The 23,526-nt window shown below is 72.4% G+C and carries 23 protein-coding genes and 1 riboswitch; of the genes, 13 read left to right on the top strand and 10 right to left on the bottom strand.

From position 1 onward, the window contains the following. Positions 1 to 11: 11 nt before the first annotated feature. Positions 12 to 1,472, bottom strand: coding sequence for a DHA2 family efflux MFS transporter permease subunit (locus ACH4TG_RS16245; protein ID WP_398242929.1), 1,461 nt, complete (start codon positions 1,470 to 1,472; stop codon positions 12 to 14). Between the two features lie 124 nt (positions 1,473 to 1,596). On the opposite strand from ACH4TG_RS16245, the gene ACH4TG_RS16240 reads away from it, so the two are divergent. Beyond that, a complete protein-coding gene (locus ACH4TG_RS16240) occupies positions 1,597 to 2,076 on the top strand; it encodes a MarR family winged helix-turn-helix transcriptional regulator (RefSeq protein WP_398242928.1) in 480 nt (159 codons plus the stop codon). A gap of 49 nt (positions 2,077 to 2,125) precedes the next feature. Here the strand turns inward: ACH4TG_RS16240 and dhaK are convergent, their stop codons facing one another. From dhaK to ACH4TG_RS16220, 4 genes are all read right to left on the bottom strand, one after another. Beyond that, complete coding sequence (gene dhaK / locus ACH4TG_RS16235; RefSeq protein WP_398242927.1) at positions 2,126 to 3,121, bottom strand: dihydroxyacetone kinase subunit DhaK; 996 nt, start codon at positions 3,119 to 3,121, stop codon at positions 2,126 to 2,128. Between the two features lie 96 nt (positions 3,122 to 3,217). Continuing rightward, positions 3,218 to 3,883, bottom strand: a complete 666-nt coding sequence (gene dhaL, locus ACH4TG_RS16230) for a dihydroxyacetone kinase subunit DhaL (RefSeq protein ID WP_398242926.1) — start codon at positions 3,881 to 3,883, stop codon at positions 3,218 to 3,220. A 22-nt stretch (positions 3,884 to 3,905) separates the two neighbouring features. After that, positions 3,906 to 4,706: an HAD-IA family hydrolase gene (locus ACH4TG_RS16225; protein WP_398242925.1), complete on the bottom strand. Its 801-nt coding sequence runs from the start codon at positions 4,704 to 4,706 to the stop codon at positions 3,906 to 3,908. A 4-nt stretch (positions 4,707 to 4,710) separates the two neighbouring features. Continuing rightward, positions 4,711 to 5,571 carry a ketose-bisphosphate aldolase gene (locus ACH4TG_RS16220; protein WP_398242924.1) on the bottom strand — a complete coding sequence of 287 codons (861 nt, stop codon included), beginning with the start codon at positions 5,569 to 5,571 and terminating at the stop codon, positions 4,711 to 4,713. Positions 5,572 to 5,711: 140 nt separating this feature from the next. Beyond that, positions 5,712 to 5,884: riboswitch (M-box (ykoK) riboswitch) on the top strand. A 313-nt stretch (positions 5,885 to 6,197) separates the two neighbouring features. On the opposite strand from ACH4TG_RS16220, the gene ACH4TG_RS16215 reads away from it, so the two are divergent. The 7 genes from ACH4TG_RS16215 to ACH4TG_RS16185 all read left to right on the top strand — a co-directional run bounded on the left by ACH4TG_RS16215 (position 6,198) and on the right by ACH4TG_RS16185 (position 14,853). Next, on the top strand, positions 6,198 to 7,841 hold the full coding sequence (locus tag ACH4TG_RS16215) for an NRAMP family divalent metal transporter (RefSeq protein WP_398242923.1): 1,644 nt from the start codon (positions 6,198 to 6,200) through the stop codon (positions 7,839 to 7,841). Between the two features lie 74 nt (positions 7,842 to 7,915). Then, a complete protein-coding gene (locus ACH4TG_RS16210; RefSeq protein WP_398242922.1) occupies positions 7,916 to 8,365 on the top strand; it encodes a hypothetical protein in 450 nt (149 codons plus the stop codon). A gap of 100 nt (positions 8,366 to 8,465) precedes the next feature. Beyond that, entirely contained in the window at positions 8,466 to 9,389 is a 924-nt protein-coding gene (locus ACH4TG_RS16205; RefSeq protein WP_398242921.1) for a MurR/RpiR family transcriptional regulator, read from the top strand. Positions 9,390 to 9,466: 77 nt separating this feature from the next. Further along, entirely contained in the window at positions 9,467 to 10,726 is a 1,260-nt protein-coding gene (locus ACH4TG_RS16200) for a Tat pathway signal sequence domain protein (RefSeq protein ID WP_398242920.1), read from the top strand. A 172-nt stretch (positions 10,727 to 10,898) separates the two neighbouring features. Continuing rightward, the gene (locus tag ACH4TG_RS16195) at positions 10,899 to 11,801 is read left to right on the top strand and encodes an NADP-dependent oxidoreductase (protein ID WP_398243052.1); all 903 of its coding nucleotides are present in this window, start codon (positions 10,899 to 10,901) and stop codon (positions 11,799 to 11,801) included. A gap of 204 nt (positions 11,802 to 12,005) precedes the next feature. Further along, positions 12,006 to 13,172, top strand: coding sequence for a S1 family peptidase (locus tag ACH4TG_RS16190; protein WP_398242918.1), 1,167 nt, complete (start codon positions 12,006 to 12,008; stop codon positions 13,170 to 13,172). A gap of 151 nt (positions 13,173 to 13,323) precedes the next feature. After that, positions 13,324 to 14,853, top strand: coding sequence for a ricin-type beta-trefoil lectin domain protein (locus ACH4TG_RS16185; RefSeq protein ID WP_398242917.1), 1,530 nt, complete (start codon positions 13,324 to 13,326; stop codon positions 14,851 to 14,853). Positions 14,854 to 15,037: 184 nt separating this feature from the next. Here ACH4TG_RS16185 and ACH4TG_RS16180 read toward each other — a convergent pair whose 3' ends face one another. Together ACH4TG_RS16180 and ACH4TG_RS16175 are read right to left on the bottom strand one after the other, a co-directional pair. After that, positions 15,038 to 15,925, bottom strand: coding sequence for an aminoglycoside phosphotransferase family protein (locus ACH4TG_RS16180; protein WP_398242916.1), 888 nt, complete (start codon positions 15,923 to 15,925; stop codon positions 15,038 to 15,040). 162 nt (positions 15,926 to 16,087) lie between these two features. After that, a complete protein-coding gene (locus ACH4TG_RS16175) occupies positions 16,088 to 16,561 on the bottom strand; it encodes an ArsI/CadI family heavy metal resistance metalloenzyme (RefSeq protein WP_398242915.1) in 474 nt (157 codons plus the stop codon). 40 nt (positions 16,562 to 16,601) lie between these two features. On the opposite strand from ACH4TG_RS16175, the gene ACH4TG_RS16170 reads away from it, so the two are divergent. Beyond that, positions 16,602 to 17,048 carry an ArsR/SmtB family transcription factor gene (locus tag ACH4TG_RS16170; protein ID WP_398242914.1) on the top strand — a complete coding sequence of 149 codons (447 nt, stop codon included), beginning with the start codon at positions 16,602 to 16,604 and terminating at the stop codon, positions 17,046 to 17,048. Positions 17,049 to 17,378: 330 nt separating this feature from the next. Here the strand turns inward: ACH4TG_RS16170 and ACH4TG_RS16165 are convergent, their stop codons facing one another. After that, positions 17,379 to 17,837, bottom strand: a complete 459-nt coding sequence (locus ACH4TG_RS16165) for a MarR family winged helix-turn-helix transcriptional regulator (RefSeq protein WP_398242913.1) — start codon at positions 17,835 to 17,837, stop codon at positions 17,379 to 17,381. Between the two features lie 85 nt (positions 17,838 to 17,922). Here ACH4TG_RS16165 and ACH4TG_RS16160 point away from each other — a divergent pair, with 85 nt between their 5' ends. Together ACH4TG_RS16160 and ACH4TG_RS16155 are read left to right on the top strand one after the other, a co-directional pair. Next, complete coding sequence (locus tag ACH4TG_RS16160; protein ID WP_398242912.1) at positions 17,923 to 19,434, top strand: MFS transporter; 1,512 nt, start codon at positions 17,923 to 17,925, stop codon at positions 19,432 to 19,434. After that, entirely contained in the window at positions 19,431 to 20,105 is a 675-nt protein-coding gene (locus tag ACH4TG_RS16155) for a hypothetical protein (RefSeq protein ID WP_398242911.1), read from the top strand. The genes ACH4TG_RS16160 and ACH4TG_RS16155 overlap by 4 nt, the downstream gene beginning before the upstream one ends. Positions 20,106 to 20,129: 24 nt before the next feature. On the opposite strand, the gene ACH4TG_RS16150 is transcribed toward ACH4TG_RS16155, so the two are convergent. Further along, positions 20,130 to 20,279, bottom strand: coding sequence for a hypothetical protein (locus tag ACH4TG_RS16150; protein WP_398242910.1), 150 nt, complete (start codon positions 20,277 to 20,279; stop codon positions 20,130 to 20,132). 102 nt (positions 20,280 to 20,381) lie between these two features. After that, on the bottom strand, positions 20,382 to 21,647 hold the full coding sequence (locus ACH4TG_RS16145) for a LuxR C-terminal-related transcriptional regulator (RefSeq protein WP_398242909.1): 1,266 nt from the start codon (positions 21,645 to 21,647) through the stop codon (positions 20,382 to 20,384). 154 nt (positions 21,648 to 21,801) lie between these two features. Between ACH4TG_RS16145 and ACH4TG_RS16140 the strand changes: the two genes are divergently transcribed. Beyond that, a complete protein-coding gene (locus ACH4TG_RS16140) occupies positions 21,802 to 22,887 on the top strand; it encodes an S-(hydroxymethyl)mycothiol dehydrogenase (RefSeq protein WP_398242908.1) in 1,086 nt (361 codons plus the stop codon). Beyond that, positions 22,884 to 23,513 carry an MBL fold metallo-hydrolase gene (locus ACH4TG_RS16135; protein WP_398242907.1) on the top strand — a complete coding sequence of 210 codons (630 nt, stop codon included), beginning with the start codon at positions 22,884 to 22,886 and terminating at the stop codon, positions 23,511 to 23,513. Before ACH4TG_RS16140 ends, ACH4TG_RS16135 begins: the two co-directional genes overlap by 4 nt. Positions 23,514 to 23,526 lie beyond the last annotated feature (13 nt).

Below are 23,526 nucleotides of genomic sequence, written 5' to 3'. Positions count from 1 at the left end.
GGGGGCGCCGCTCAGCTCTGCGGCGTCCTCGCCTCGGCGGCCGCTGCCGCGCGCCGGCGGCGAGGGATGCGCGGACTGCGGGGTGGGGGAGGGGTGTTGCGGGCGGGGGCGTCGTGCAGCTTCAGGGTGAAGAGCGTGGCCGCCGCGCACATCACGGCGAGGACCAGGTAGACGGTGCGGTAGGCGGACGGGGGCGCGGTGCGCAGGCCGTGCGGGGTGCCGGCGATCAGCAAGGTCGCCACCAGCGCCGGCGCCAGGGCCATCGCGAGCTGGCTGATGACGCTGCTGAGGGTGGACGCCTGGCCCATGTCCTCCTTGGGGATCGTGCTGAACGAGGCCACCGTGACCGGCATGAAGACCGCCCCCATCCCGAGTCCGAGCAGGAACATGTAGAGCCGCACGGCCCACGCCCCCGTCCCGGCGTCCACGCTCGTCATCACCCCCAGCACGACGGTCACGCACAGCAGCCCGCCGGCGATGATCAGCCGCGGGCCCACCCGGTCGTAGAACCGCGACACGACCTGGACGGTCAGCAGCACGCCGATGGCCTCGGTGAAGGTGCTGGTGCCGGAGTGCAGGGCGGACCCCCCCTGCGCCTCCTGGATGAACAGCGGCGCCGCGTACATCGCGCCCATGAACGGCACCACGCCGATCAGGCCGATCACCTTGGTGTCCCTGAACAGCGCGTCCTTGAACAGCCGCAGCCGCAACGCCGGTGCGCGCGTGCGCAGTTCGACCACGATGGTGGCCGCCACCAGGACGGCCGCGGCGGCCAGGCTCCCCACGATCACCGGCGACGACCAGCCCTGCCGGGCGCCCTCGCACACCCCGTACATCAGCAGCGACATCGCGGCCGCGGACAGGACGAGGCCGGGGACGTCGAGCCTCCCGGGCCTGGGATGGCGGGAGTTGTCGAGGAACAGCAGGCCGAAGAGGCAGGCGGCCGCGCCGAAGGGCAGGTTGACGTAGAACACCCAGCGCCAGGAGAGGCTGTCGACCAGCACACCGCCGATCATGGGTGCGACGGCGGGCGCGACCTGCTGCGGGATGGTCATCACGCGCGAGGCACGCACCCGCTCGGCGGGCGTGAACGTGCGGAACAGCATCGCGGCGGCCACCGGTGTGAGCAGCCCGCCGGCCAGGCCCTGCAGGCCCCGGTAGAGGACGAGTTGGTCGAGGCCGCCGGCGATCCCGCAGAGCGCGGACGCCGCGGTGAACAGCCCCATCGCACCGATCAGCACCGGCTTCCCGCCGAAGCGGTCGCCGAGCCAGCCGGACAGCGGGATGGTGATGCCCACGCACACCGGGTACACCACGACGACGCTGTCGCTGCCGGCCGCCGACACGCCGAACTGGCGGGCAATGGACGGCAGGGCGACGGTGGTGATGGCACCGTCCATCACCACGAGGAAGAACGTGGCGACGAACATGACGGGGACGACCAGGCGCTGGTCCAGGCGGCGGCCGGGCATCGTTCTCCTTCCCCGGCGGCCCGGGGCGGTCTGCGGTGGTCGGGGATCGGGCGAAAGACTCGGCGCGCACGGCCGATATGCTGAGTCTACTCACTATGAGTCGGCACACAACGGGTGAGAGCTCGTGGAGAGAGTGAGGCGGAACACCGTGGTGGAGACCCGCAGCAGCGACGTCCTGGTCGACGACCTCTTCCTCACGACGCTGCGGCTGCGCACCTACGTCGACGCCCAACTGCGCTGCCACGGCCTGTCCGTGTCCCGCCTGCGGCTGCTGCGGGCGCTGGCCACGACGACCGAGCCGCTGCGCATGCGCGACCTCGGCGAGGCGCTGGACGTCGCCCCGCGCACGGTCACCTCGCTGGTCGACGCGCTGGAACGGGAGGGCCTGGTCGAGCGGGCCCGCCACCCCACCGACCGCCGCGCCTACCTGCTGACCCTCACCCCGGTCGGCCGCGACCTCCACGCGCGCGCCGAGAAGATCGACCGCACCGCCCTCGCCACGGCGACCTCGACCCTCTCACCCGCCCAGCGCGCCACCCTGCTCGACCTGCTGTCCACCCTCCGCGCAGCAGTCCCCGACGCCCCGCCGACCCCTCCGGAGTGAGGCTCGCGCGGGGCGTGCACCCTGGTGCCGTCGACGGCCGCGCCGGGCGTCAGAACACGCGGACGGGGATCTCGGCGGGCGCGCCGAAGAGGTCGACCAGCTCGTCGTCCAGGCGGACCAGCGTGATCGAGACGCCGGCCATGTCCAGCGAGGTGCAGTACTCGCCGACGTAGGAACGGTGGATCTCGATGCCGAGGTCCGCGAGCTGCTTGTGGGCCAGCCCGTACACGAGGTAGAGCTCACCGACCGGCGTGCCGCCCAGTCCGTTCACCATGAGGGCGACCCGGTCGCCCGAGACGAACGGCAGGTCCTCGACGACCGCGGTGACCAGCTCCTTCACCATCTCCTTGGCCGTGCCCAGCTTCTCCCGGCGCCGGCCGGGCTCGCCGTGGATGCCGACGCCCATCTCCACTTCGTCCTCGGGGAGTTCGAACAGCGGGGAGCCCTTGGCCGGCGGGGTGCACGGGGTCAGGGCCATGCCCATGGTGCGGGCCACGGAGTTGACCTTCGTGCCGATGCGGTGCACCTCGTCGAGGTCCGCGCCGCGTTCGGCCGCCGCGCCGACGGCCTTCATCACGAAGAAGTTGCCCGCCACCCCGCGGCGGCCCACGGTGTAGGTGGAGTCCTGCACCGACACGTCGTCGTCGATGAACAGGGTGCGCGCCTCGATCCCGTCGACCTGCGCCATCTCCTCGGCCATCTCGAAGGCCATCCGGTCACCGGTGTAGTTGTTCACCAGCAGCAGGACGCCCTTGGGGGAGGCGACCCGCTTGACCGTCTCGTAGACGAAGTCGGCGGGCGGCGCGGAGAAGACGTCGCCGGGGCAGGCCGCGTCGAGCATGCCCTTGCCGACGCTCATCACGTGGGCGGGCTCGTGGCCCGAGCCCGACCCCTGGACGATCGAGACCTTGCCCTCCTGCGGCGCGTCCGCGCGCATGATCAGGTTGTACTCGGGGACGTAGCGCAGGGTGTCGGGGTTGGCCAGCGCCAGCCCTTCCAGCATCTCGGCGACGAAATCCTTCGGGTCGTTGACGAACTTCTTCATCAGGTGGCTCCAGGTGGTTCGAAGGTGCAGGGGAGGGGATGCGGGGGAGGAGCGGCGGCCCGGCCACGGGGAAGGGGCGGCCCCGGCCGGGCGCCCTCAGTCGCGGGCGTCCCAGGTGTCGGCGATGCGCTCGGCCATCACCGCGACGGCCACCGCGCCGGGGTCCGGCGAGCCGATGCTGCGTTCCCCGGTGTAGCTCTGGCGGCCCCGCATGGCTTGCATGGGCGTGGTCGCGTCCGCCGCCGCCCGCGCGGTCGTCGCGGCCACGCGGGCGGCGCCGGCACCGGTCGCGCCCCCGTCGGCGCCGCCGAGTTCCTTCTCCACCGCGTCCGTCATCGGCACCAGCGCGTCCAGCAGGGTCTTGTCGCCCACGTCGGACCTGCCGCGGACCTTGATGCCCTCGGTCGCGGCCCTGAGCATGGCGACCGCGTCCTCGCCGTTCAGCCCGGCCAGGTCCGGCCGGTCCTTGACCGCCATCGCCGCCCGCAGGAACGCCGTCCCCCACAGCGGCCCCGAAGTCCCGCCCACCCGCTTGGAGATGACCATCGCGACCCGTTTGAGGAACTCCGCGGGCGAACTCCGGTCGAAGGTGTCCCAGTCGGCGAGGACGATCTCGAAACCCCGCGCGAGCGAGTACCCGAAGTCGCCGTCGCCCGCGACGGCGTCCAGATCGCTGAACTGCCGCTCGTTGTCGACGGCCGTCCGGGCGATCGTCCGGACCACGAACTCCAGGTCGCTTCCTGCTGTCGATGGCGATGACATGGCTCTCCTCACCCGCCTGGCGTCAGTGCTGCCCGGTGCCCGGGCCGCCGGCCGCGAGGATGCGCTGGAAGTCCTCCAGGCGGACGAACGGGCGCGGGTCGAGGCCGAGCGGGTCGCTCAGGACCTCCGTCACGGTCTCCTGCGGTGCCGGGTCGCCGAGGGAGCTGACCACCAGCGACGCGCCGGCGAAGTCCTCCTGCGCGGTGTAGGCGCTGACGGTGACGACGCACGCGAGGTCTGCGCCGAGTGCCGCCAGCATCCCGTTGCGGCTGTCCTCCACCACCGCGGTCCCCGCGGGGTCGAGGGCGAGCCGATCGACGCACAGCTGGTAGATGTCCGGCGCCGGCTTCTTGTGCTCGACGACGTCGCCGGCGAACACATGGACCTTCGGCGCGAGTTCGGGACCCGCGGCCAGTTCCAGCACGCTGCGGACCGACTTCTCGGCCGAGGTGGAGGCGACCGCCAGCGTCCAGCCCGCGTCATGGGCCTCGGTCATCACCCGCCGCACCCCCGGCCGGGGCGGGATGGCGCCGCTGCCGATGATGCCGGTGTAGATCTCGGTCTTGCGGCGGTGCCAGCGGGCCACCTCGCCGGCGAGCGCCTCGGGGTCGGAGGGCAGCCCGGCCTCCTGGACGAAGTCCGGGGTCAGCAGCGCCTTCATCCGCTCCTTGCCGCCGCCGACCTTGACCTTCTCGGCGTACTCGGCGTCGGACCACTGCACGGGCAGGCCGAACTCCTCGAACGTCCGGTTGAACGCGGGCAGATGACCGTAGCGCTCGGTGTCGGCGAGCACGCCGTCGCAGTCCAGGACCAGGGCGGGCATCGGATCAGTCCGCCCGGCCCGCGCTGCCGAACAGCGTCATCAGCGAGCCGGCCATCTCGACCACGTCCTCGCGCACCGCCCGGAACAGCGAGGGCGGGTCCCACTTGCCGCGTTCGGCCGCGGACTGCAGGAACGCGAGGTTGGACTTCATGTACGTCTCCTTGAGGGCGGTCGAGATGTTGACCTTCGCGCAGCCCAGGGAGATCATCTCGTGGAACTGCTCGTCGGACATCCCGCTTCCGCCGTGCAGCGCGATCGGCAGCGGGTGGGCCGCCACGATGTCCGCCACGCGCTGGAAGTCCAGGACCGGCGCCTGCTTGTAGGCGCCGTGGGCGTTGCCGATCGCGGGGGCGAAGACGTCCACCTGGGTGGTCCGCAGGAACTCCAGCACGGTGTCGAGGCTCTGCCGCTCGGCCGCGGTGTCGGAGCCGACGCCGTCCTCCACGCCGGTGATGGACTCGATCTCGCCCTCGACGTGGGCCCCGTAGCCGCGGGCCTCGGCGACCACCTCGACCGTCTGCCGCATGTTCTCCTCCACCGGCATCCGGGAGGCGTCGAACAGCACGGAGTTCCAGCCGCGGGCCAGGCACTCCGAGATGACCTCGCGCTCGGGGCAGTGGTCCAGGTGCAGGGTGACGGGTACCTCGATCCCGGCCGTCATCGCCGTCCACATCGCGTAGAGCACGTCGCTGCCGATCGACCTGACCGTCTTCACGGAGGTCTGCACGATCAGTGGCGACGACTTCTCCACCGCCGCGGCCAGCACCGACTCCAGGGTGAGGTCGTTGACGATGTTGATGGCCGGAACGCCGTACCGCTTGTCGAAGGCGTCGGAAACGATGGTGCTGAGGGGTACAACGGGCACGATCCCTCCAGTGCTGAGTCTCCCCGTCCCATTGCACGCCCGCGGCGCGCGCCCCGCCACTCGGCCAACGGGCGCGCGCCCGGCGGCGTACTTGCGTCGATACGCAAGGAGTGGTCTATAGTGTCGAGCGTTGGGAAACCAAGGCACCTCGTTCGGTGAGGCGTCTTCACGGACACAGGCCACTGACCCCACGACGTCGAGAGACGCCCAGGTTCAGGACACCTCTCCCCGGCCTAAGGGGTGAGGCCAAGTGGCTTCCCTGGCAAGGGATTACGCCGTGGAGTGCCAAAGCTCTGACGAGTTGGGGTGTGCCGGTCCTTCGCGGGCCGGTCCGCTCCTTGCCGAGTCGGCGACGGCGCCCGCGACGGGCGTCCCGGCCGGAAGGAGGCGAGAGACATGGAATGCAGTAGTCCGGGCCACAGTCGGCCCCTCCTCCGCCTGTCCTCGCATTCTTCCGGCACGCGGTAACCGCCACCCCCTGTACAGGCCCTCCCGGGTCGTGACCGGCCCTGCTCAGCCATGGGCACGGGTCGTCACTCCGGGTGTCGAGTTCGTCGCGCTGCGCGGGGGTGGTGACGGCCGCGTGCCCCAGACCTCCCCCGTACCCGGGGGCCTGGAGGCACGTCATGAGCAACTACACGGACACCGTTCCCGTACCGCGCCCGGCGGTCCTGGACGATGCGCACGTCGGCGACATCCGCGGTGCGCTGGGCACCATCAAGGCCGGTGACACCGCCCCGCGCCGGGGCCTGCCGGCCAAGCTGAAGACCTTGCTGGCGATCGTCGGGCCGGGCCTGATCGTCATGGTCGGCGACAACGACGCGGGCGCCTTCGGCACGTATACCCAGGCGGGGCAGGACTACGGCACCCGCCTGCTGTGGACGCTGCTGCTGCTGGTCCCGGTGCTGTACGTCAACCAGGAGATGGTGCTGCGGCTCGGCGCGGTCACCGGGGTGGGGCACGCCCGCCTCATCCTGGAGCGGTTCGGGAAGTTCTGGGGCGCGTTCAGCGTCATCGACCTGCTCATCCTCAACGCGCTCACCATCGTCACCGAGTTCATCGGCATCACCCTGGCCGTGGGCTACCTCGGCCTGCCCAGGACCGCGGGCGTCCTGGTCGCCGCGGGGATCGTGATCGCCGCCGCGTCCACCGGGTCGTTCCGCCGGTTCGAGCGCACCGCGGTCCTCCTGTGCCTGGGGTCGCTGCTGCTGATCCCGATCTACTTCCTGGCGCACCCCGCCACCTCGCAGATGGCGCACGACCTCGCCGCTCCCGGTATGCCGCACGGCGCCAGGACGGCGGACGTGATGCTGCTGATCATCGCGATCGTCGGCACCACCGTCGCGCCCTGGCAGCTGTTCTTCCAGCAGTCCTACGTCATCGACAAGCGCATCACCCCGCGGTTCATGCGCTACGAGAAGGCCGACCTGATCATCGGGATCGGCGTCGTCATCGTCGGCGCCGCCGCCATGATGGGCTTCACCGCCGCCGCGTTCGGCGGGACCGGCGTGGGGGGCTTCACCGACGCCGCGGGCGTCGCCCACGGACTGGAGGCCCACGGGGGCAAGCTCGCCGGGGTGCTGTTCGCCGTCGCCCTGCTGGACGCCTCGATCATCGGTGCGTCGGCGGTGTCGCTGTCGACCGCCTACGCGCTGGGCGACGTGCTGGGCATGAAGCACTCGCTGCACCGCGGGGTACGGGGGGCGAAGGGCTTCTACGCCGTCTTCGCCGGCCTGGTGCTGGCGGCCGCGGCGATCGTGCTGATCCCCGGCTCCCCGCTGGGGCTGCTCACCGAGGGCGTGCAGACCCTGGCCGGGGTGCTGCTGCCGTCCGCGTCGGTGTTCCTGCTGCTGCTGTGCAACGACCGCGCCGTCCTCGGGCCATGGGTCAACGGCCGCTGGACCAACGCCTTCACGTCGCTGGTGGTGGCGGTCCTCGTCACCCTGTCCGTCATCCTGACCGCCTCCGTCCTCTTCCCCGACATCACCTCGGCTGCCCTCGCCGACATCATGGCCGTCGGCGGCGTCGCCGGGCTGCTCGCCCTCGGGTACGCGGAGTCGCGGCGCCGGCGCAAGGGCTGGGCCCGCACCGGCCGCCCGGTGGACCGCAGCGGCCGGGACACCTGGCGGATGCCGCCGCTGGCCGACCTGCCCGCCCCGAGCATCTCCACCGGCCGCAAGGTGGGACTCACCGCACTGCGGTCCTACCTGCTGGTCGCCATGGTGCTGGTGGTCGTGCGGATTGTGCAGCTCGCCCTCGGAAACGGCTGACCCGCGTCCGGGAGGTGCCCCGGCCCCCATCTCGCGGCGAACCGCGCGAGGCTGGAGAGGAAGGGAGATGCAGCATGAGGAGGCTGCCGCACCCGCACACCGGGGAAGGTGCCGCAGCACTGGGCGTCTTCACCCTGGCGGCGCTGGAACTCATCGCTCTGAGCGCGGCTCCGGCCGGGAACCGGCCCGTGATCGCCGGCGCCCTGGCCGCCGCGGCGGCCCTGGTCCTGCTGGGCGTCGCCGTCGTCCGGCACAGGCGCAACCGTCCCGCCGTCCGGCTCGCCCGTCCCTCGACCCCGGAAGCGGTCGGGGCGGAGTGGTTCAGCGCGGAGACCTTCGAGGGCTTCCCCGCGGAGGCCGTCGGACCGCTGCTGGGGCATCCGGGCGCCCCCTCGCCGAGCAGCCTCTACAGCGCGTGGGTCCTGGCCGTCGAGGGACACGACCCGGTGTGGATCGAGCGCCACTTCGGCCTGCCCCCGGATGTGGCGCACGTCCTGTGCGAGGCGGCCCGTTCGCGACGCTGAGCGGCCTCCGGGCCCGGGCCGCGAGGGAACGCGGAGGAACAAGGTGTTGACTGAGCCCCTGCGGCGATCGTAATTTTCATCCTCACGGAGATCGATGAAAATGAGGATCGCGGTGACGGGTGAGAGCGGTGGCCTGCTCAGCAGGCTCTCGATCGAGGGGCCGGACATGCCGGAGGCCCTGTCGAAGATCGCGGAGGTCATCCTCGCCGACCCGGAGGGCGCCGCCCACCTGAGCATCCTGGACCTGGCCGAGCGTTCCGGTACGTCGACGGCGACGGTCACGCGGTTCAGCCGCACGCTCGGATTCCGGGGCTACGCGAACCTGCGCGTCGCCGTCGCCACCGAGACCGGACGGGCCGAACAGGCCCGCTGGGAGACCGACATCGGCGGCGACATCACCCCGGACGACCCGCTGACCGAGGTGCTCGGAGTGGTGGCCGCCGCCGACACCCGGGCGATCCAGGACACCGCCGCGGGCATCGACGTCTCCGCCGTCGACGCCCTCGCCACCGCCATCGCATCCGCGGGCCGGGTCGAGATCTTCGGCCTGGGCAGCAGCGGCACCGCGGGCAGCGAGATGGCGTTCCGGCTGGAGCGCATCCGGGTTCCGGTGCGCTACCGGGCCGACACGCACACGGCGCTCACCAACGCCGCGCTGCTCCAACCCGGCGACGTGGCCATCGCGTTGTCGCACTCGGGGCGCACCCGGGACGCGATCGAGATGCTCGCCGAGGCCGCGGACCACGGTGCCCTGACCGTCGCCGTCACCTCCTACGCCCGCTCGCCGCTCGCCGAGATCGCCGACATCGTCTTCACGCCCTCGGTGCACGAGACGACGTTCCGGCTGGCGGCGCTCTCCGCGCTCCACTCCCAGTTGCTCATCCTCGACCTCATCTATGTGGCCGTCGCGCAGCGCACGTTCGGGCGCACCGCGGAGGCACTGAAGCTGACCGCCCGCGCGGTCGACGCCCACCGGGTGCCCGACAAGGCGCCGGCCCGCAAACGCGGACGGGCGAAGGAGTAGCCGACCCGAACTCCGCGCCGCCGCGGGCCACCACCCCTTCCGCTCCGACCCTCCAGGGACATCACATGGCACGAGACATGGCACGAGACTCCTTCCTCCCCAGCCGGCGCGGCGTGCTCGCCGCCGCCTCCGGCACCCTCACCGCCCTGCTGGCCGGCGCCCTCGCACCCACCTCCGCCTCCGCCGCCCCGGCGCCGGCGGCGGGAGCCTCCGCCAGGTCCGTCAGCCAGGCCTTCGCCTTCCTCGACGCCAAGTTCGACGAGTACGGCAGCGGTGACGCCCTGCGTGTCCCCCGCAGCTACACCGGCGGCTTCTTCGAGACGCCGACCTGGACGTTCGTCTCCTCGTTCGCCTACGACGACGCGCTGATGATCATCGCCTGGCTGGCCCGGGGCCGGCCGGACGACATACGCCGCGCCACGGTCCTCGGCGACACCCTGCTCTACGCCCAGGCGCACGACCCCATCGGCGACGGCCGCACCCGCGCCTCCTACCAGCCGGACTCCTTCACCACCCTCACCGGCCGCCTCGACATCGGCTCGCCCGCCGCGTACACCGGGAACCAGGCCTGGGTGGGCATGGCCTTCGCGCACCTCTACGCCCGTACCCGGCAGCAGCGCTTCCTCGACGGGGCCCTGCGCGAGGCCGACTGGATCCACGAGCACACCTTCGACGGCACCCGGGCCCCCTACGGCTACACCGGCGGGCGGACCGCCGACGACCAGCCGAACACCTACAAGGCCACCGAGCACAACATCGACACCGGTGCCTTCTTCACCATGCTCGCCCAGCTGACCGGCGAGCAGGTGTGGCGGAGCCGGGCGGGCGTCGCCTACGCCTTCGTGGACGCCATGCGCGACCCGGCCGGCGGACACCTGTGGACCGGCACCGACCCCGACGGCGTCACCACCAACCGCACCCCGATCCCCGAGGACGTGCAGACCTGGTCCTACCTGGCCACGCTCGACCACCGCTACAGCAGTTGCGTGGACTGGGTCGTGCGGAACCTGGCGGCGGACGACGCGGGCGTCTCCGGGGTCAGCTTCAGCGACACCGACGTCAGCAAGGTGTGGCTGGAGGGCACCGCCCACACGGCGCTGGCGCTGCGCGCCCGCGGTACCAAGGGCGACGTGCCGCGGGCGAAGGACCTGCTGTGGAACATCGAGCAGGCCCAGATCACCACGCCCGTCGGCGACGGCCGGGGGATCCCCGCGGCGTCCAGTGACGGCCTGGACAGCGGCTTCGGCGACCTCTACTACGCCAGCCTGCACACCGGGGCGACCGCGTGGTTCCTGCTGGCCGCGCTCGGCAGCAACCCGTTCCGCCTTCCCCACTGACGCCCGCTGCCCCGACCGGCGCCCGCTGACGCCCGCCGGTCCGCCCCCTCTCCGCGAAAGCTGCGAGGGGGCGGACCGGCCGCGACGGGTCCGCGTGCGCCGCGGCGGCCGGCAGGCGTGGTGCATGCTGAGCCCGGAGCGGCCGGTCCTGTCGGCGAAGACGGAGGAAGCGATGAAGGCGGCGCAGTTCAGGCGGTTCGGGGGTCCCGAGGTGCTGGAGATCGTGGACCTCCCCGACCCGCACGCCGGTCCGGGGCAGGTGCGGATCGCGGTGGCCGCCGCCGGCGTCAACGCGAGCGACTGGAAGAAGCGCCAGGGCCTGATGGACCCCGAGCTGCCCCAGACGTTGGGCTACGAAGCGGCCGGCGTCGTCGACGAGGTCGGCGAGGGCGTCACCGATGTCGGCGCCGGCGACCGGGTGTTCGGCTTCTGCGCCGAGGGCGCCGCGCAGGCGGAACTGGCCGTGCTGTCCTCCTACGCGCCGATCCCGCCCTCCCTCGGCTTCGCCGAGGCCGCCGCGCTGCCGTCCGTGACGGAGACGGCCGCGCGGGCGCTCGACCAGCTCGGTGTCACCGCGGGGATCACCCTGCTCGTCAACGGCGCTTCCGGGAACGTCGGCAGCGCCGCGGTCCAACTCGCGGTGGCGCGTGGCGCACGCGTGATCGGCACCGGCAGTCCGGCAAGTGAGGGGCGCCTTCGCGCCCTGGGCGCCGAGCCGGTCGCCTACGGCGAGGGCATGAGTGCCCGCGTGCGCGCGCTCGCCGCCGAGGGGGTCGACCTGGCCCTCGACGTCGCCGGAAGCGGCGTCCTCCCCGAGCTGATCGACCTCGCCGGAGGGCAGCACCATGTGATCACGGTCGCCGACTTCGCCGGCGCGCAGGAGCACGGGGTCCGGTTCAGCCGCGGCGACCGCGGCCGTGCGCTCTACGTCCTGCACGAGGTCGGCGACCGGATCGCGTCCGGGCAGTTCGCGCTCCCGGACGTCAGGACCTTCCCGCTGACCGCCGTCGCCGAGGCGCACCGCACGGGGGAGGCCGGCCAGGCCCGCGCGAAGCTGGTCCTGCTCGTGGGCTGACACGGGGGGCTCGTCACCGGGCCGGCAGGTCAGGGCGAGGGACGGGTCGCGGCGCCGCCGGCCACGCGGCCAGGGGCCGTCCAGGGGCATGTGCCGGCTCCCCTACATGGTCTAGGCATGACAATTCCTTGCCCCTATGATGACTCAACCACCCCTTGAGAGCGCTCTCTTGGAGCGGTCTCCCCCCACCTCGAAGGACGTGCCATGAAACGCAGACTCGGCGCGATCATCACCGTCTCCTTAACGCTCGCCGCGGCGACCCTGGGCGGCACAGGCGCGATGACGGCGACCGCGGCCCCGGCGGCCCCCGCCCGCGCGGACGCCTCCGAAGCGGTCGTCACGGCGATGGTCCACGACCTGGGCCTGACCCGGGCCCAGGCCCGGCAGCAGATCCAGCGGCAGGCGGACGCGACCACCCTGGAGCCCAAGGCGCGCAAGGCCGCCGGGAGTTCGTACGGCGGCTCCTGGTTCGACCCGTCCGGCGGACGGCTGGTCGTCGCGGTCACCGACGCGCAGGCGGCGAAGGCCGTCGCCAGGACCGGCGCGGCCACCACGGTCGTCCACCACACCGCCGCCCAGCTCGACTCGGCGAAGGCCGGCATCGACGCGCTGTCCAGGAAGCGGAAGGCGCCTGCCGGAGTGAGCAGTTGGGGCGTCGACCTGCAGTCGAACCGGGTCGTGATCGACGTGCGGGCCGGCGCGGCCTCGGACGCGGCGGTGCGCTCCTTCGTCGACGAGGCCGAGCGGCAGGACACCGCGCACGTCGTCACGGTGAACGCCACCGCCGCGCAGCCGACAACGTTGTCCGCCGGCACGGTCGGCGGCGATCCGTACTACAGCCACGGCATCCGCTGCTCCATCGGCTTCTCGGTGTACGGCGGCTTCATCTCCGCCGGCCACTGCGCCCAGACGGGGGCGGCGGTGTACGGCTGGGACGGTTCCTACGTCGGCAACTTCCAGGCCGGCACGTTCCCGGGGAACGACTACTCCTGGGTCAACGTGGGCAGCGGCTGGTGGACCGTCAACGTCGTGCTGGGCTGGGGCACGGTCTCCGACGTGCTGGTCCACGGCTCCGCCGTGGCGCCGGTCGGCTCCTCCATCTGCCGCTCGGGATCGACGACGCACTGGCACTGCGGCACGGTCCTCGGGATGAACGAGACGGTCAACTACAGCCAGGGCAGCGTCTACGGGCTCACCGAGACCAACGTGTGCGCCGAACCGGGCGACTCCGGCGGCTCGTTCATCAGCGGCGACCAGGCGCAGGGCGTGACCTCCGGCGGCTACGGCGACTGCACGTCCGGTGGCGAGACCTGGTTCCAGCCGGTCAACCCGATCCTGTCGCGCTACGGCCTCACCCTCCAGACCAGCTGACCCACACACCGCCCCTCGCACCGCCCGGCCCGGGAGCACCTCGGACCCGGGCCGGGCGTGCACGGGGCACGGCCGGCCTCCCCGGCCCGGGGTTCCCCGCACAGGCGTACCCGGGCCGGCCCCACTCCGACCCCCATGGAGGGACACCGCAATGCCCGCTCCCCAGCCGCGGCTTCCGCGAACCCGCCGACGTCCGTCCGCATCCGCCGCCCTGGCCGCCCTCTGCCTGCTGTGCGCGGCACTGATCCTCGCCACCGGCCACGCGTCCGCCGTGCCCGCCGGCGCGAGCATCACCGGACCGGGCAGCACCTGCGTGGACGTCAGCGGCGACGACGTCGGCGGCAACGGCGCTCCCGTCCAGCTGTGGGCGTGCCAGCCGCAGGCCGCCGACCAGCACTGGACGTCCGACGCCGACGGGACGCTGGAGACCCTCGGCCGATGCCTGGACATCAACGGCAACGGGACCGCGGCCGGCACCCAGGTCGAGTTGTGGGACTGCGACGGCGTGGGCGGCCAGGTGTGGCAGCAGCGCTCCGACGGCTCGCTGTTCAACCCGCAGTCCGGCCGCTGCCTCGACAGCCCCGGCGGCGCCACCGCCAACGGCACCCGCCTGCAGATCTGGGACTGCAACGGAACCGCCGCCCAGCAGTTCCGCCTCGGCACGCCCGCCGCCGGCGAGTCCAACGGGGGCGTGCGCATCATGCCGCTGGGCGACTCGATCACCGACGGGTTCAACGTGCCCGGCGGCTACCGCGCGGACCTGTGGCAGTACCTGGCCGCCGACGGCCACACCGACGACTTCGTCGGCTCGCAGTCCAACGGCCCGGCGCGGCTGGGCGACCACGACCACGAGGGCCACCCCGGCTGGCGGATCGACGAGATCGACGCGCACGCCGCCGACTGGGTGCGCGCCACGTCGCCGCGCACGATCCTGCTGCACATCGGCACCAATGACATGGTCCAGAACCACGACCCGGCCGGCGCCCCGGCGCGGCTGTCCACACTGCTCACGCACCTCACCGACGCGGCCCCCGGCGCCGACGTGCTGGTCTGCGACCTCATCCCGCTCGCCGACCCGGTCCTCGAAAGCCGCGCCGAGCAGTACAACGCGGCCGTCCCCGGCGTGGTCTCCGCGCTCGCCGCACAGGGCAGGCACGTGCACTTCGTGCCCATGCATGCCGCGCTCACCACCGCCGACCTGGCCGACGGCGTGCACCCGACGGCCGGCGGCTACTCCAAGATGGCCGCGCGCTGGTACTCCGCGCTGGTCTCCTCCCCGGTCACCCGCTGGGAGGCGGAGAACCCCGCCTACGCCACCGTGCACGACGCCGACCTGCCGTCCAGCCCCACCGCCTCCGGCGGGGTGAAGGCCGGTCACATCGACAACGCCGACAGCTATCTGCAGTACGCCGTCACCGCCCCCTACACCGGCACCTACCGCATGTACGTGCGCGCCGGAAACGGCATGGGCGCCGTCTGCACCCACCTGCTCACCGTCGACGACGCCCCCGCCACCACCGTCGCCTACCCGCCTTACGGCTGGGAGGAGTGGTCGATGACCGGCGTCGACGTCCACCTCCGGCAGGGCGCCAACACCGTGCGCTTCGCCAAGGGCACGTGCTACGCCGAGATCGACGCGATCGACTTCGCCACGCTCGGCGCCCCGACTCCCTGGATCTAGGGTTGTGACCGCAGGGTCCGCCGGGTTGCTCGTCATGGCGGTTGGACGTGTGGTGACGGCCGATCCGGCACCGTGCGGGCTTGATCCAACGCTTCGTCGTGGCAAACGACCACCACCGGCCCTACAAGCTCGGGATGCCCAGAGGCTGGTGGGACGAGGGCTGGCAGGTCGCCCCGGCCGGTGGCTACGCCGTGAGGCGGTCCGCTTCGGCGAGCAGCAGATCGCCGAAGGGCTGGAAGCCGATGCTGCAGGCGTAGACGCCGCTGACGACTCGGTGGATGGTTCCCCATTCCCAGATGGCGGTGGCGTCCACGCCCGTGCGAGAAGCCAGTTGCCCGGTCCGCGCCCGCAGGTCGTCGCCGAGGTCCGGGTTGCAGCGCACGATGGTGCCGAGATCGCAGGCCGGTTCGGCCCGCAGCCCGGCCGGATCGATGAGCTTGAAGCCGCCGTCACTCGCCCGCAGGGCGTTCATCTCGTGGATGTCGCCGTGGACCAGAACCGCGGACCGGTCGTCGTGGGCAAGGCGACGACGGTTCATGCAGTTCAGTGCGTCCGCCACAGTCGCCGGCGAACACGGTCGCCCCGCCTGCTCCCATAGCCCTGGCAGCCGATCGGCGTACTGCTCAGCCAACGTCGCGCCGGTGGGGAGGCCGTTGTCGGGACCGATCGGACGCCACAGGCGAACGGCCACATCGCACAGCAAGAGGTGGCGGCGTGCAGGGTCGGCGACGATGTCGTGCATCGGAGCCCCAAGGCGCTCCAGCAGAAGGGCCTGTCGACCCAGGTCCTCGCCCAGCAGCTTGGCGCAGCCCCCTCCGTTCGCCAGGCGCAACGCCGTGGCTTCGTGCCCGACGTCCCGACCTGGCACACCGATCTTGAGGACCGCCGGAGTTCCGTCATCAAGCGTCACCTCGACGACCAGGGCGGCGTGACCGCCAGCCAGGCTGGACCCGATCGTCAGACCCCACTCCTGGGCCAGCGAGTCGACCACGCCCGGCAGCTCGTCCAGCCAGGACGCGTTCCCGTCCGCAAGGACCGTCCTGCGGACCTGGTCAGGAATGTCGAGGCTCATACCGCCAACCTAGTGCCGTGACCGCAGCGGTTCGCCGGATTTGTTCAGGCTGCTTGTCCGTTCCGATCGGCGCCACGCCATAAGTCTCGGCGATGGGCGCTCGGTTGAGCGGGCGGTGTTCCTGGGGCGCACCGCCCGTCCGGTGCGCCTGTGGTGCGGCTGTCAGCTGCCGCAGGAGCACCCGGCGGCGGAGGCTGCGACGGCTTCGGACCGGTCGCCTCCCGCGCAGCAGGCGGCACCGCCGTCGACGGCGCTCTTGCCGAGATGGTCGCCGTCGGCCTTGACCACGTAGACCTCCCAGGGCTCCTTGCCGGGCGCGGTGACCCAGACCTTGTCCTGGAGGGCGTAGCAGCAGGAGGTGTTGTTCTCCTCGAACGTGGCCAGGCCCGCTTCCTGGAGGCGGCCGGTGGCGGCGGTTACCTGGCCGGTGGACTCGACCTCGACGCCGAGGTGGTCCAGCCGGGTGTCCTCGCCGCCTTCGCCCTCGATCAGCACCAGCTTGAGCGGGGGCTCGGCGATGGCGAAGTTGGCGTATCCGGGGCGCAGCTTGGCGGGTTCGACGCCGAAGAGCCTGGAGTAGAAGGCGATGGAGCCTTCGAGGTCTGCGACACGCAGGGCGAGCTGGACGCGGGACATGACGTCTCCCTCCGACGGGACTCTGTATCGATGATCTTCGATGCAGCTCGACAAGTCCGAGGTTGCCACCGGAATCGACAGGCGTCAACATAGACGCACGTCTAAGTCAGAACTGCGGGTCCTCGGCCAGGACGACACCGAGGCGGCGTGCTGCTCGCCGATGGTCCGCGAACCGCTCGACGCCTCCGACGCGGTCGACCTGGCGCGCATGTTCAAAGCGCTGTCGGACCCGTGCGGCTACGGCTGCTGTCGCTCATCGCCTCCCACGAGTCGCGGCGAAGCGTGCGTCTGCGACCTGACGGGCCCGTTCGACGTGTCCCAGCCGACGATCTCCCATCACCTGAAGGCGCTGCGGGAAGCGGGCCTGGCCGACTCCGAGCGACGCGGCACCTGGGTCTACTACTGGGTGATCCCGGGTGCTCGGGCCCGGCTGTCCTCGTTGCTGCAGATCGCCCCGGCGCCCGGCAGGGCCGGTGCCCCGGCGTGAGCGATCCGATCCCGCTCGCCCGCCGGGCGGCCGCGGAGTTCGTCGGCACGGCCGCCCTGGTCGCGGTGGTGGTCGGTTCCGGCATCCAGGCCGCAACGCTGTCCCAGGGGTCGACGCCGTACGCCCCATCCGCGACGAGATCGAGCAGCGCATCCGAAGCCTCCTCGCCGAACTGGACGTCCAGGAAACGGTGTGAGCCGCGGCGGGGCGCGCCGCCGGCGCCACGGCAGCGGCGGCCGGGACACGCGAACAGCGGCCAGCGGCAAGGGCGCCGGGCCGGCCGCGCCGTCGTCCCCGCGCGGGGTCTCCTGGTGGACGGCCGCCGGATCGTCAGCGCTTGTCGGCGAGAAGCGCCACGAGGCCGAGGAACTGCCGGCGTTGCGCGGGGGTCAGGGGTGCGAGGAACTCGCGCTGGATGCCGTCGATGACCTTGTCGAGTTCGAGCAGCCGGGCGGCTCCCTGCTCCGTGATGGTGACGATCTTCCGCCGCTTGTTGGCCGGGTCCACGGAGCGCACGACCAGGCCGCGCGCCTCGAGGTCGGTCAGGACCGCGGTCACGTCGCTCCGGTCGATCCCGGTGCTGCGGCCGACCTCCGCCTGGCTTGCCGGTCCCCATTCCTCCAGCGCGGCCAGGAGTCGGTAGTGGTAGCCGCGCAGGCCCTCGCCGTGCGCCTCGAAGCCGGCGTTCAGCAGTCCGAACGCGCGGGCGTGCGCCCTGCTGACGAGCCAGGTCGCGCGGCCCTCGAGCCGGGCGGGGGTGCGGCCGTCGGGGCCGTGGGGTGCGGGCACCCCGCCAGCGTAACGGTTGTTGGCGCCACCCACATCAGCTATGTTGGACGTGCCAACATTGGCAAGGCCAACATAGGAGGTAGTGGTGGCGGCAGATCCCGCTCCGCTGACGCTCGCGTCCTGGCGCGGCCGACGGATCCTCGCGCTCCTGTGCGCGGTGGCGTTCCTCGACTTCGTCGACGCGTCGATCACCAACGTGGCACTTCCCCACATCAGGACCGCGCTGGGCTTCTCGGTGCAGAGCCTGCAGTGGGTCCCCTCGGCGTACCTGCTCACCTACGGCGGGCTCATGCTGCTGGGCGGTCGCCTGGCCGACCTGCTCGGCCGCCGCACCGTCCTGCTTGCCGGCACCGCAACTGTCGGACTGTCCTCGCTGGCCGGCGGCTTCGCGGGTGACGCCGGCGTCTTCATCGCGGCGCGGCTCGCCCAGGGCGCGGGCGCGGCGTTCATGCTGCCGGCCGCGCTGTCCACGCTCACCACCACCTTCACCGGGCAGCGGGACCGCCGGTCCGCGCTGGGCGTGTGGGCCGCGATCGCCGGCCTGTCGTCGGCCGTCGGGATCCTGGCGGGCGGCCTGCTGACCGAGGGGCCGGGATGGCGCTGGGTCATGTTCGTCAACCCGATCGCCTGCGTCATGGTCGTCCCCGCCGTCCTGGCGCTGCTGCCGCGGGACCGTCCGGCCGCCCGGACGTCGCGGTTCGACGTGCTGGGCAGCGCGGTGATGACCGGCGGGATGCTGCTCCTGGTCTACGCCCTCATCAAGGCGCCAGACCAGGGCTGGGGAGCCGCCAGCACCTGGGGCGAGCTGGCCGGCGCCGCCGCGCTGCTCACCGGGTTCGTCTTCATCGAACTCCGCACCCCCGAACCGATATTGCCGCTGGGCATCTTCCGCGTCCCGGGGCTGGCGGCTGCCAACCTGACGGGGCTGATCGGCTTCGCCGGCATGCTCTCCATGTTCTACTTCCTCACCCTGTACATGCAGAACGTCCTCGGGTACTCGCCGATCGCCGCCGGAGCCGCCTATCTGCCGCTCACCGTCGGCGTCGGGATCGGCGCGGGTATCGGCTCGAAGCTGCTGGCCAGGGTCGGAAGCCGTGCGGTGATCAGCGCCGGCGCGCTGCTGTCCGCGGCGGGTCTGTTCGAGCTCAGCCGGGTCCCCGTCGGCGGCGGCTATGCCGCGCATGTCCTGCCCGGTCTGCTCCTGGTGGCCTTCGGCCTGGGGCCGGTCTTCGTCGGTGTCACCACCGCCGCCAACGCCGGTGTCGGACCGAGCCGGGCCGGCGTCGCGGCCGCGATCCTCAACTCGGCCCAGCAGTTGGGCGGAGCCCTCGGCCTGGCGGTCCTGTCCGCCGCCGGAACCGCGCGGATCCACCACCTCGTCTCCACCGGCGTCGCCGTGCCCGACGCGACCACCTCGGGCCTGCGCCACGCTCTGGCCATCGGAGCCGCGTTCGCCGCCGCGGCGGCCGTGATCGCGCTCGCGACCAACAACGCCCGTGAGGACCCCCAGGCGGCGGACCACCCCGAGCCCGTCTCCGGCCACCCGCACACCGCGGCCCCTCTCGACACCACGGCCACGAAGGAGGTCCACTCATGAACAGCGCCCACGACGCGCCCGTGCGCGTCCTCATCGTCGGACGCAGCCCCGGCGTCCTGCTCGACGCGGTCGCGATGCTCCGGGCGAAGGGCTACGCGGCCGACGCGACCAACCAGTTCGACAGCGTCCTGGAGGACTACGACGTCAGCGCGCTCGACGTCCTCCTCTTCGGCGGCATGGTGCCGCCCGACACGAAACAGCGCCTGCGCGAGGCGATCGTCGCCCGCAGCCCGCGGGTGACCGTCGTCCAGGGACTCGCCGGCATCGCCGGCGTCATCGCCGCCCAGGTCGAGACCCTCGACGCGGCCGGAACCACTGCCCCTGCGGACATCGCGTACGACAGCGCCCGCCGGACCGTGCGGGTCATGCTGCCCGCGCCCGCCCACGTCACCGTCGAGGCATGGTGGGGCACCTCGTTCACCCCGCCGGAGCCCACGAGCACGTCCCTGGTCGTGTGCGACCGCCGGTTCGACGCCGGGTCCCACACCGTCGCCGTGCCCGAAGACGTGCCCTCCGTCGCCTCCTTCGCCGTCGTCCGCACCGGTTCAACGGTCCGCGTCGTCACCCTCGGCGCCCTGCCGAGCGCCGTCACGCGGCGGGTCCCCACGTCGGCGAGCGACCGGCGGCTCCCCGACGTCGCCCCGGTCACCACCAAGGGCGACGACCGGTAGCGCCGGGGCGCAGGGCGGTGGCGGTCAGTACGGGGACATCACCAGCTCGCCGATCACGTGCAGGCCGACGCAAGCCGCCCGCCCCGGGGCGCGTTCCGCCTCCACCTGCTTGACGTGCACGAAGACGGCGTGGTCGGTGGCCGGTTCGGCCAGGTCGAAGTCGCGCACGTTCATGCACAGGGTGACGAAAGCCCCCCGGGTTCCACCGATGTCGAGCCCGATCTCGGGCGCCTCCGGTCCATTTTCACGCTGCCGGTGACTCCCCGGCGCACCAGGTCACTTGGGGGAGTCGAGGTCGGCGCCGGCGGCGAGGGCGGCGGCCTCCCCGCGCGAGGTCACGTCCAACTTCCGGAATAGGCCGGCGACATGGAACTTGACGGTGCTCTCGGTGATGCCCAGGTCGGTCGCGATCGCCTTGTTGCGCTTGCCCTGCGCGACGAGGCGGAGCACCTCGCGCTCGCGCGGGTTGAGGGCCGCCAGGCGGGTCTGGCCGCCGCGGCCGGCGGGCGGCTCCAGGGGGAAGGCGACCGTCGCGTGGCTGCCCCATCCCGGTACCGCGTCCAGGGTGATCACGGCACCCAACGTCTGTGCGCGGCCTTCGAGCTGCCGTCGCAGGGCCGGCACGTCGAGCTTCCCGGCCTCCTGGTCGCGGACATCGACCACCAGCGAGGAGCCGGGGCAGCTCCAGGCGATGCGGACGCGCGTCAGCTCGGGCTGGGCGACGAAGGCCAGCACGGTCGCGCGCGTCATCGCGCGTGCCGCGTAGGCGATCTCGCCCGGCACCGGCCGCTCGTTCCTCGGGGGAGCGGCGAACTCGATCCGTGCCTCGTGGTGCCGCAGCATCTGCCGGATGTCCTTGCGCAGCTTCGCGAACGCGTCGTGGACGTTCTCCTGCGACATCTCCTGGTCGGTCTTCTGCAGCGAGCGCAGCGCGATCAGCGCGGCCGACGCGGTGTCCGTGGCGGCGAGCCGGGCTCTGGCGTCGTCCAGGGCGGAGGAGCGCAGCGTGGCCAGTATGGCCACCAGCGAGGTCTCGTGCGCGGCCACCATCTCCGCGATGGTGCGCGCCCGTTCACTGGAGGCGGCGCGCGACTCGGCGAGGTAGTCGGGGCTGGCCTGCGCGACCTGCTGCCGGATCGAGGTGGCCACGATGCCGAAGGCCGCCGCCAACTCGCCGGGGCGGGGGACCGGCCGCTCCGCGCCGTGCGGCACCAGCAGGAGCAGCGTGTCCTCCTCGTCCCGCACCGCCCACACCGCCCGCGGGGCGCCGCCGATCCGGGCGGTGGTGCCCCGCGCGTGCCCGCGGCCGACGGCCGCCTTGAGGGTCTCGAGTTCGTCGATGGTGACCTGGTGGATCAGGTCCGCGGCCCCGGCGACCTTGCGCGGACGCCCGGTGCACTCGCGGGTGAAGATGACGAGCGCGGCGTGCGGCCACTGCTCCGACAGGAACCGCGAGAACCGCTGAGCGATGTCGTGCAGCGGGCCGGCGACCACCTCCCGCAGCGCGGGCAGACCATCGGCCGGGGCCAGGGTGTCGTGCATTGCGCCGACCCTACACCCTCACCCGGCTGGCCGATCGTCCAGTTCTCCTGGTCGTAAGGCCAGGTCTTCGACGGGCCTGCGGGCGGCTATCTTCGCTGGAGCATGCGCGTTCCGCGCATGGACCCGGCTCACGAACGACGAAGGAACAGTGCCGATGCCACAGCAGGTCCGAGGCGTGATCGCCCGTGCGAAGGGAGCTCCGGCCGAGCTCACCGACATCGTGGTCCCGGACCCGGGGCCCGGTGAGGTCGTCGTCGCCGTGGTCGCGTGCGGGGTCTGCCACACCGACCTCACCTACCGCGACGGCGGGATCAGCGACGACTACCCCTTCCTGCTCGGCCACGAGGCGGCCGGCATCGTCGAGACCGTCGGCAGCGGCGTCGACTCGGTGAAGCCGGGTGACTTCGTGGTGCTGAACTGGCGGGCGGTGTGCGGCCAGTGCCGCGCCTGCAAGCGGGGCCGCCCGCAGTACTGCTTCGACACCTTCAACGCCGCCCAGAAGATGACCCTGCTGGACGGCACCGAACTCAGCCCCGCCCTGGGCATCGGCGCCTTCGCCGACAAGACCCTCGTCCACGCCGGCCAGTGCACGAAGGTGGACCCGTCCGCGGACCCCGCGGTCGTCGGCCTCCTGGGCTGCGGTGTCATGGCCGGGCTCGGGGCGGCGGTCAACACCGGCAGCGTCAGCCGCGGCGACACCGTGGCGGTCATCGGCTGCGGTGGCGTGGGCACCGCCGCGGTCGTCGGAGCGCGCCTGGCGGGCGCGTCGAAGATCATCGCCGTCGACCGCGACGCGCAGAAGCTCACCGGGGCCCGGGAGCTCGGCGCGACCCACACCGTCGACGCGACCGAGAGCGACGTCGTCGAAGCGGTCAGGGAACTGACCCGCGGCTTCGGCGCGGACGTCGTCATCGACGCCGTGGGCCGGCCCGAGACCTGGAAGCAGGCGTTCTACGCCCGCGACCTCGCCGGCACGGTCGTCCTCGTCGGAGTCCCCACCCCGGACATGCGCCTGGACATGCCGCTGATCGACTTCTTCTCCCGCGGCGGCAGCCTCAAGTCCTCCTGGTACGGCGACTGCCTGCCCGAGCGCGACTTCCCCATGCTCGTCGACCTCTACCAGCAGGGCCGCCTGCCGCTGGAGAAGTTCGTCAGCGAGCGCATCGGCCTCGACGCCGTCGAGGACGCGTTCCACACCATGCACGCCGGCAAGGTGCTCCGCTCGGTGGTGGTCCTGTGAGCGGCCCCCGCATCGAACGCGTCGTCACCAGCGGGGTCTTCGAGCTCGACGGCGGCTCGTGGGAGGTCGACAACAACGTCTGGCTGGTCGGCGACGACCGCGAGGTCGTGGTCGTCGACGCCGCCCACGACGACGCCGTGATCGCCGAAGCGGTGGGCGGCCGCCACGTCGTGGCGATCGTCTGCACCCACGGGCACAACGACCACATCTCGGTCGCGCCCCAGCTCGGCGACCGCCTGCACGCGCCGGTCCTGCTGCATCCGGCGGACCGCGAGCTGTGGGAGATGACCCACCCGGAGCGGACGTTCGTGGACACCGCCGACGGGGCGCGGATCGAGGTGGCGGGGACGGCCCTGGAGGTGCTCCACACCCCCGGGCACTCACCCGGCTCGATCTGCCTCCACCTGCCCGAGAGCCGCGCGCTGTTCTCCGGCGACACCCTGTTCGCCGGCGGTCCCGGCGCCACGGGCCGGTCGTTCTCGCACTTCCCGACGATCATCACGTCGATCCGCGACCGCCTGCTCACGCTGGACGGGGACACCGTGGTGCACACCGGGCACGGTGACGCCACGACCATCGGGGCCGAGGCCCCGCACCTCGGCGAGTGGCTGCGCCGCGGCCACTGACCCCGCCGGGGGA

The organism is Streptomyces sp. NPDC020917 (genome assembly GCF_044333795.1).
Taxonomy (GTDB): Bacteria; Actinomycetota; Actinomycetes; order Streptomycetales; family Streptomycetaceae; genus Actinacidiphila.
The sequence above is the reverse complement of the archived record's forward strand: the minus strand, read 5'-3'. Positions and strand labels throughout refer to the sequence as shown.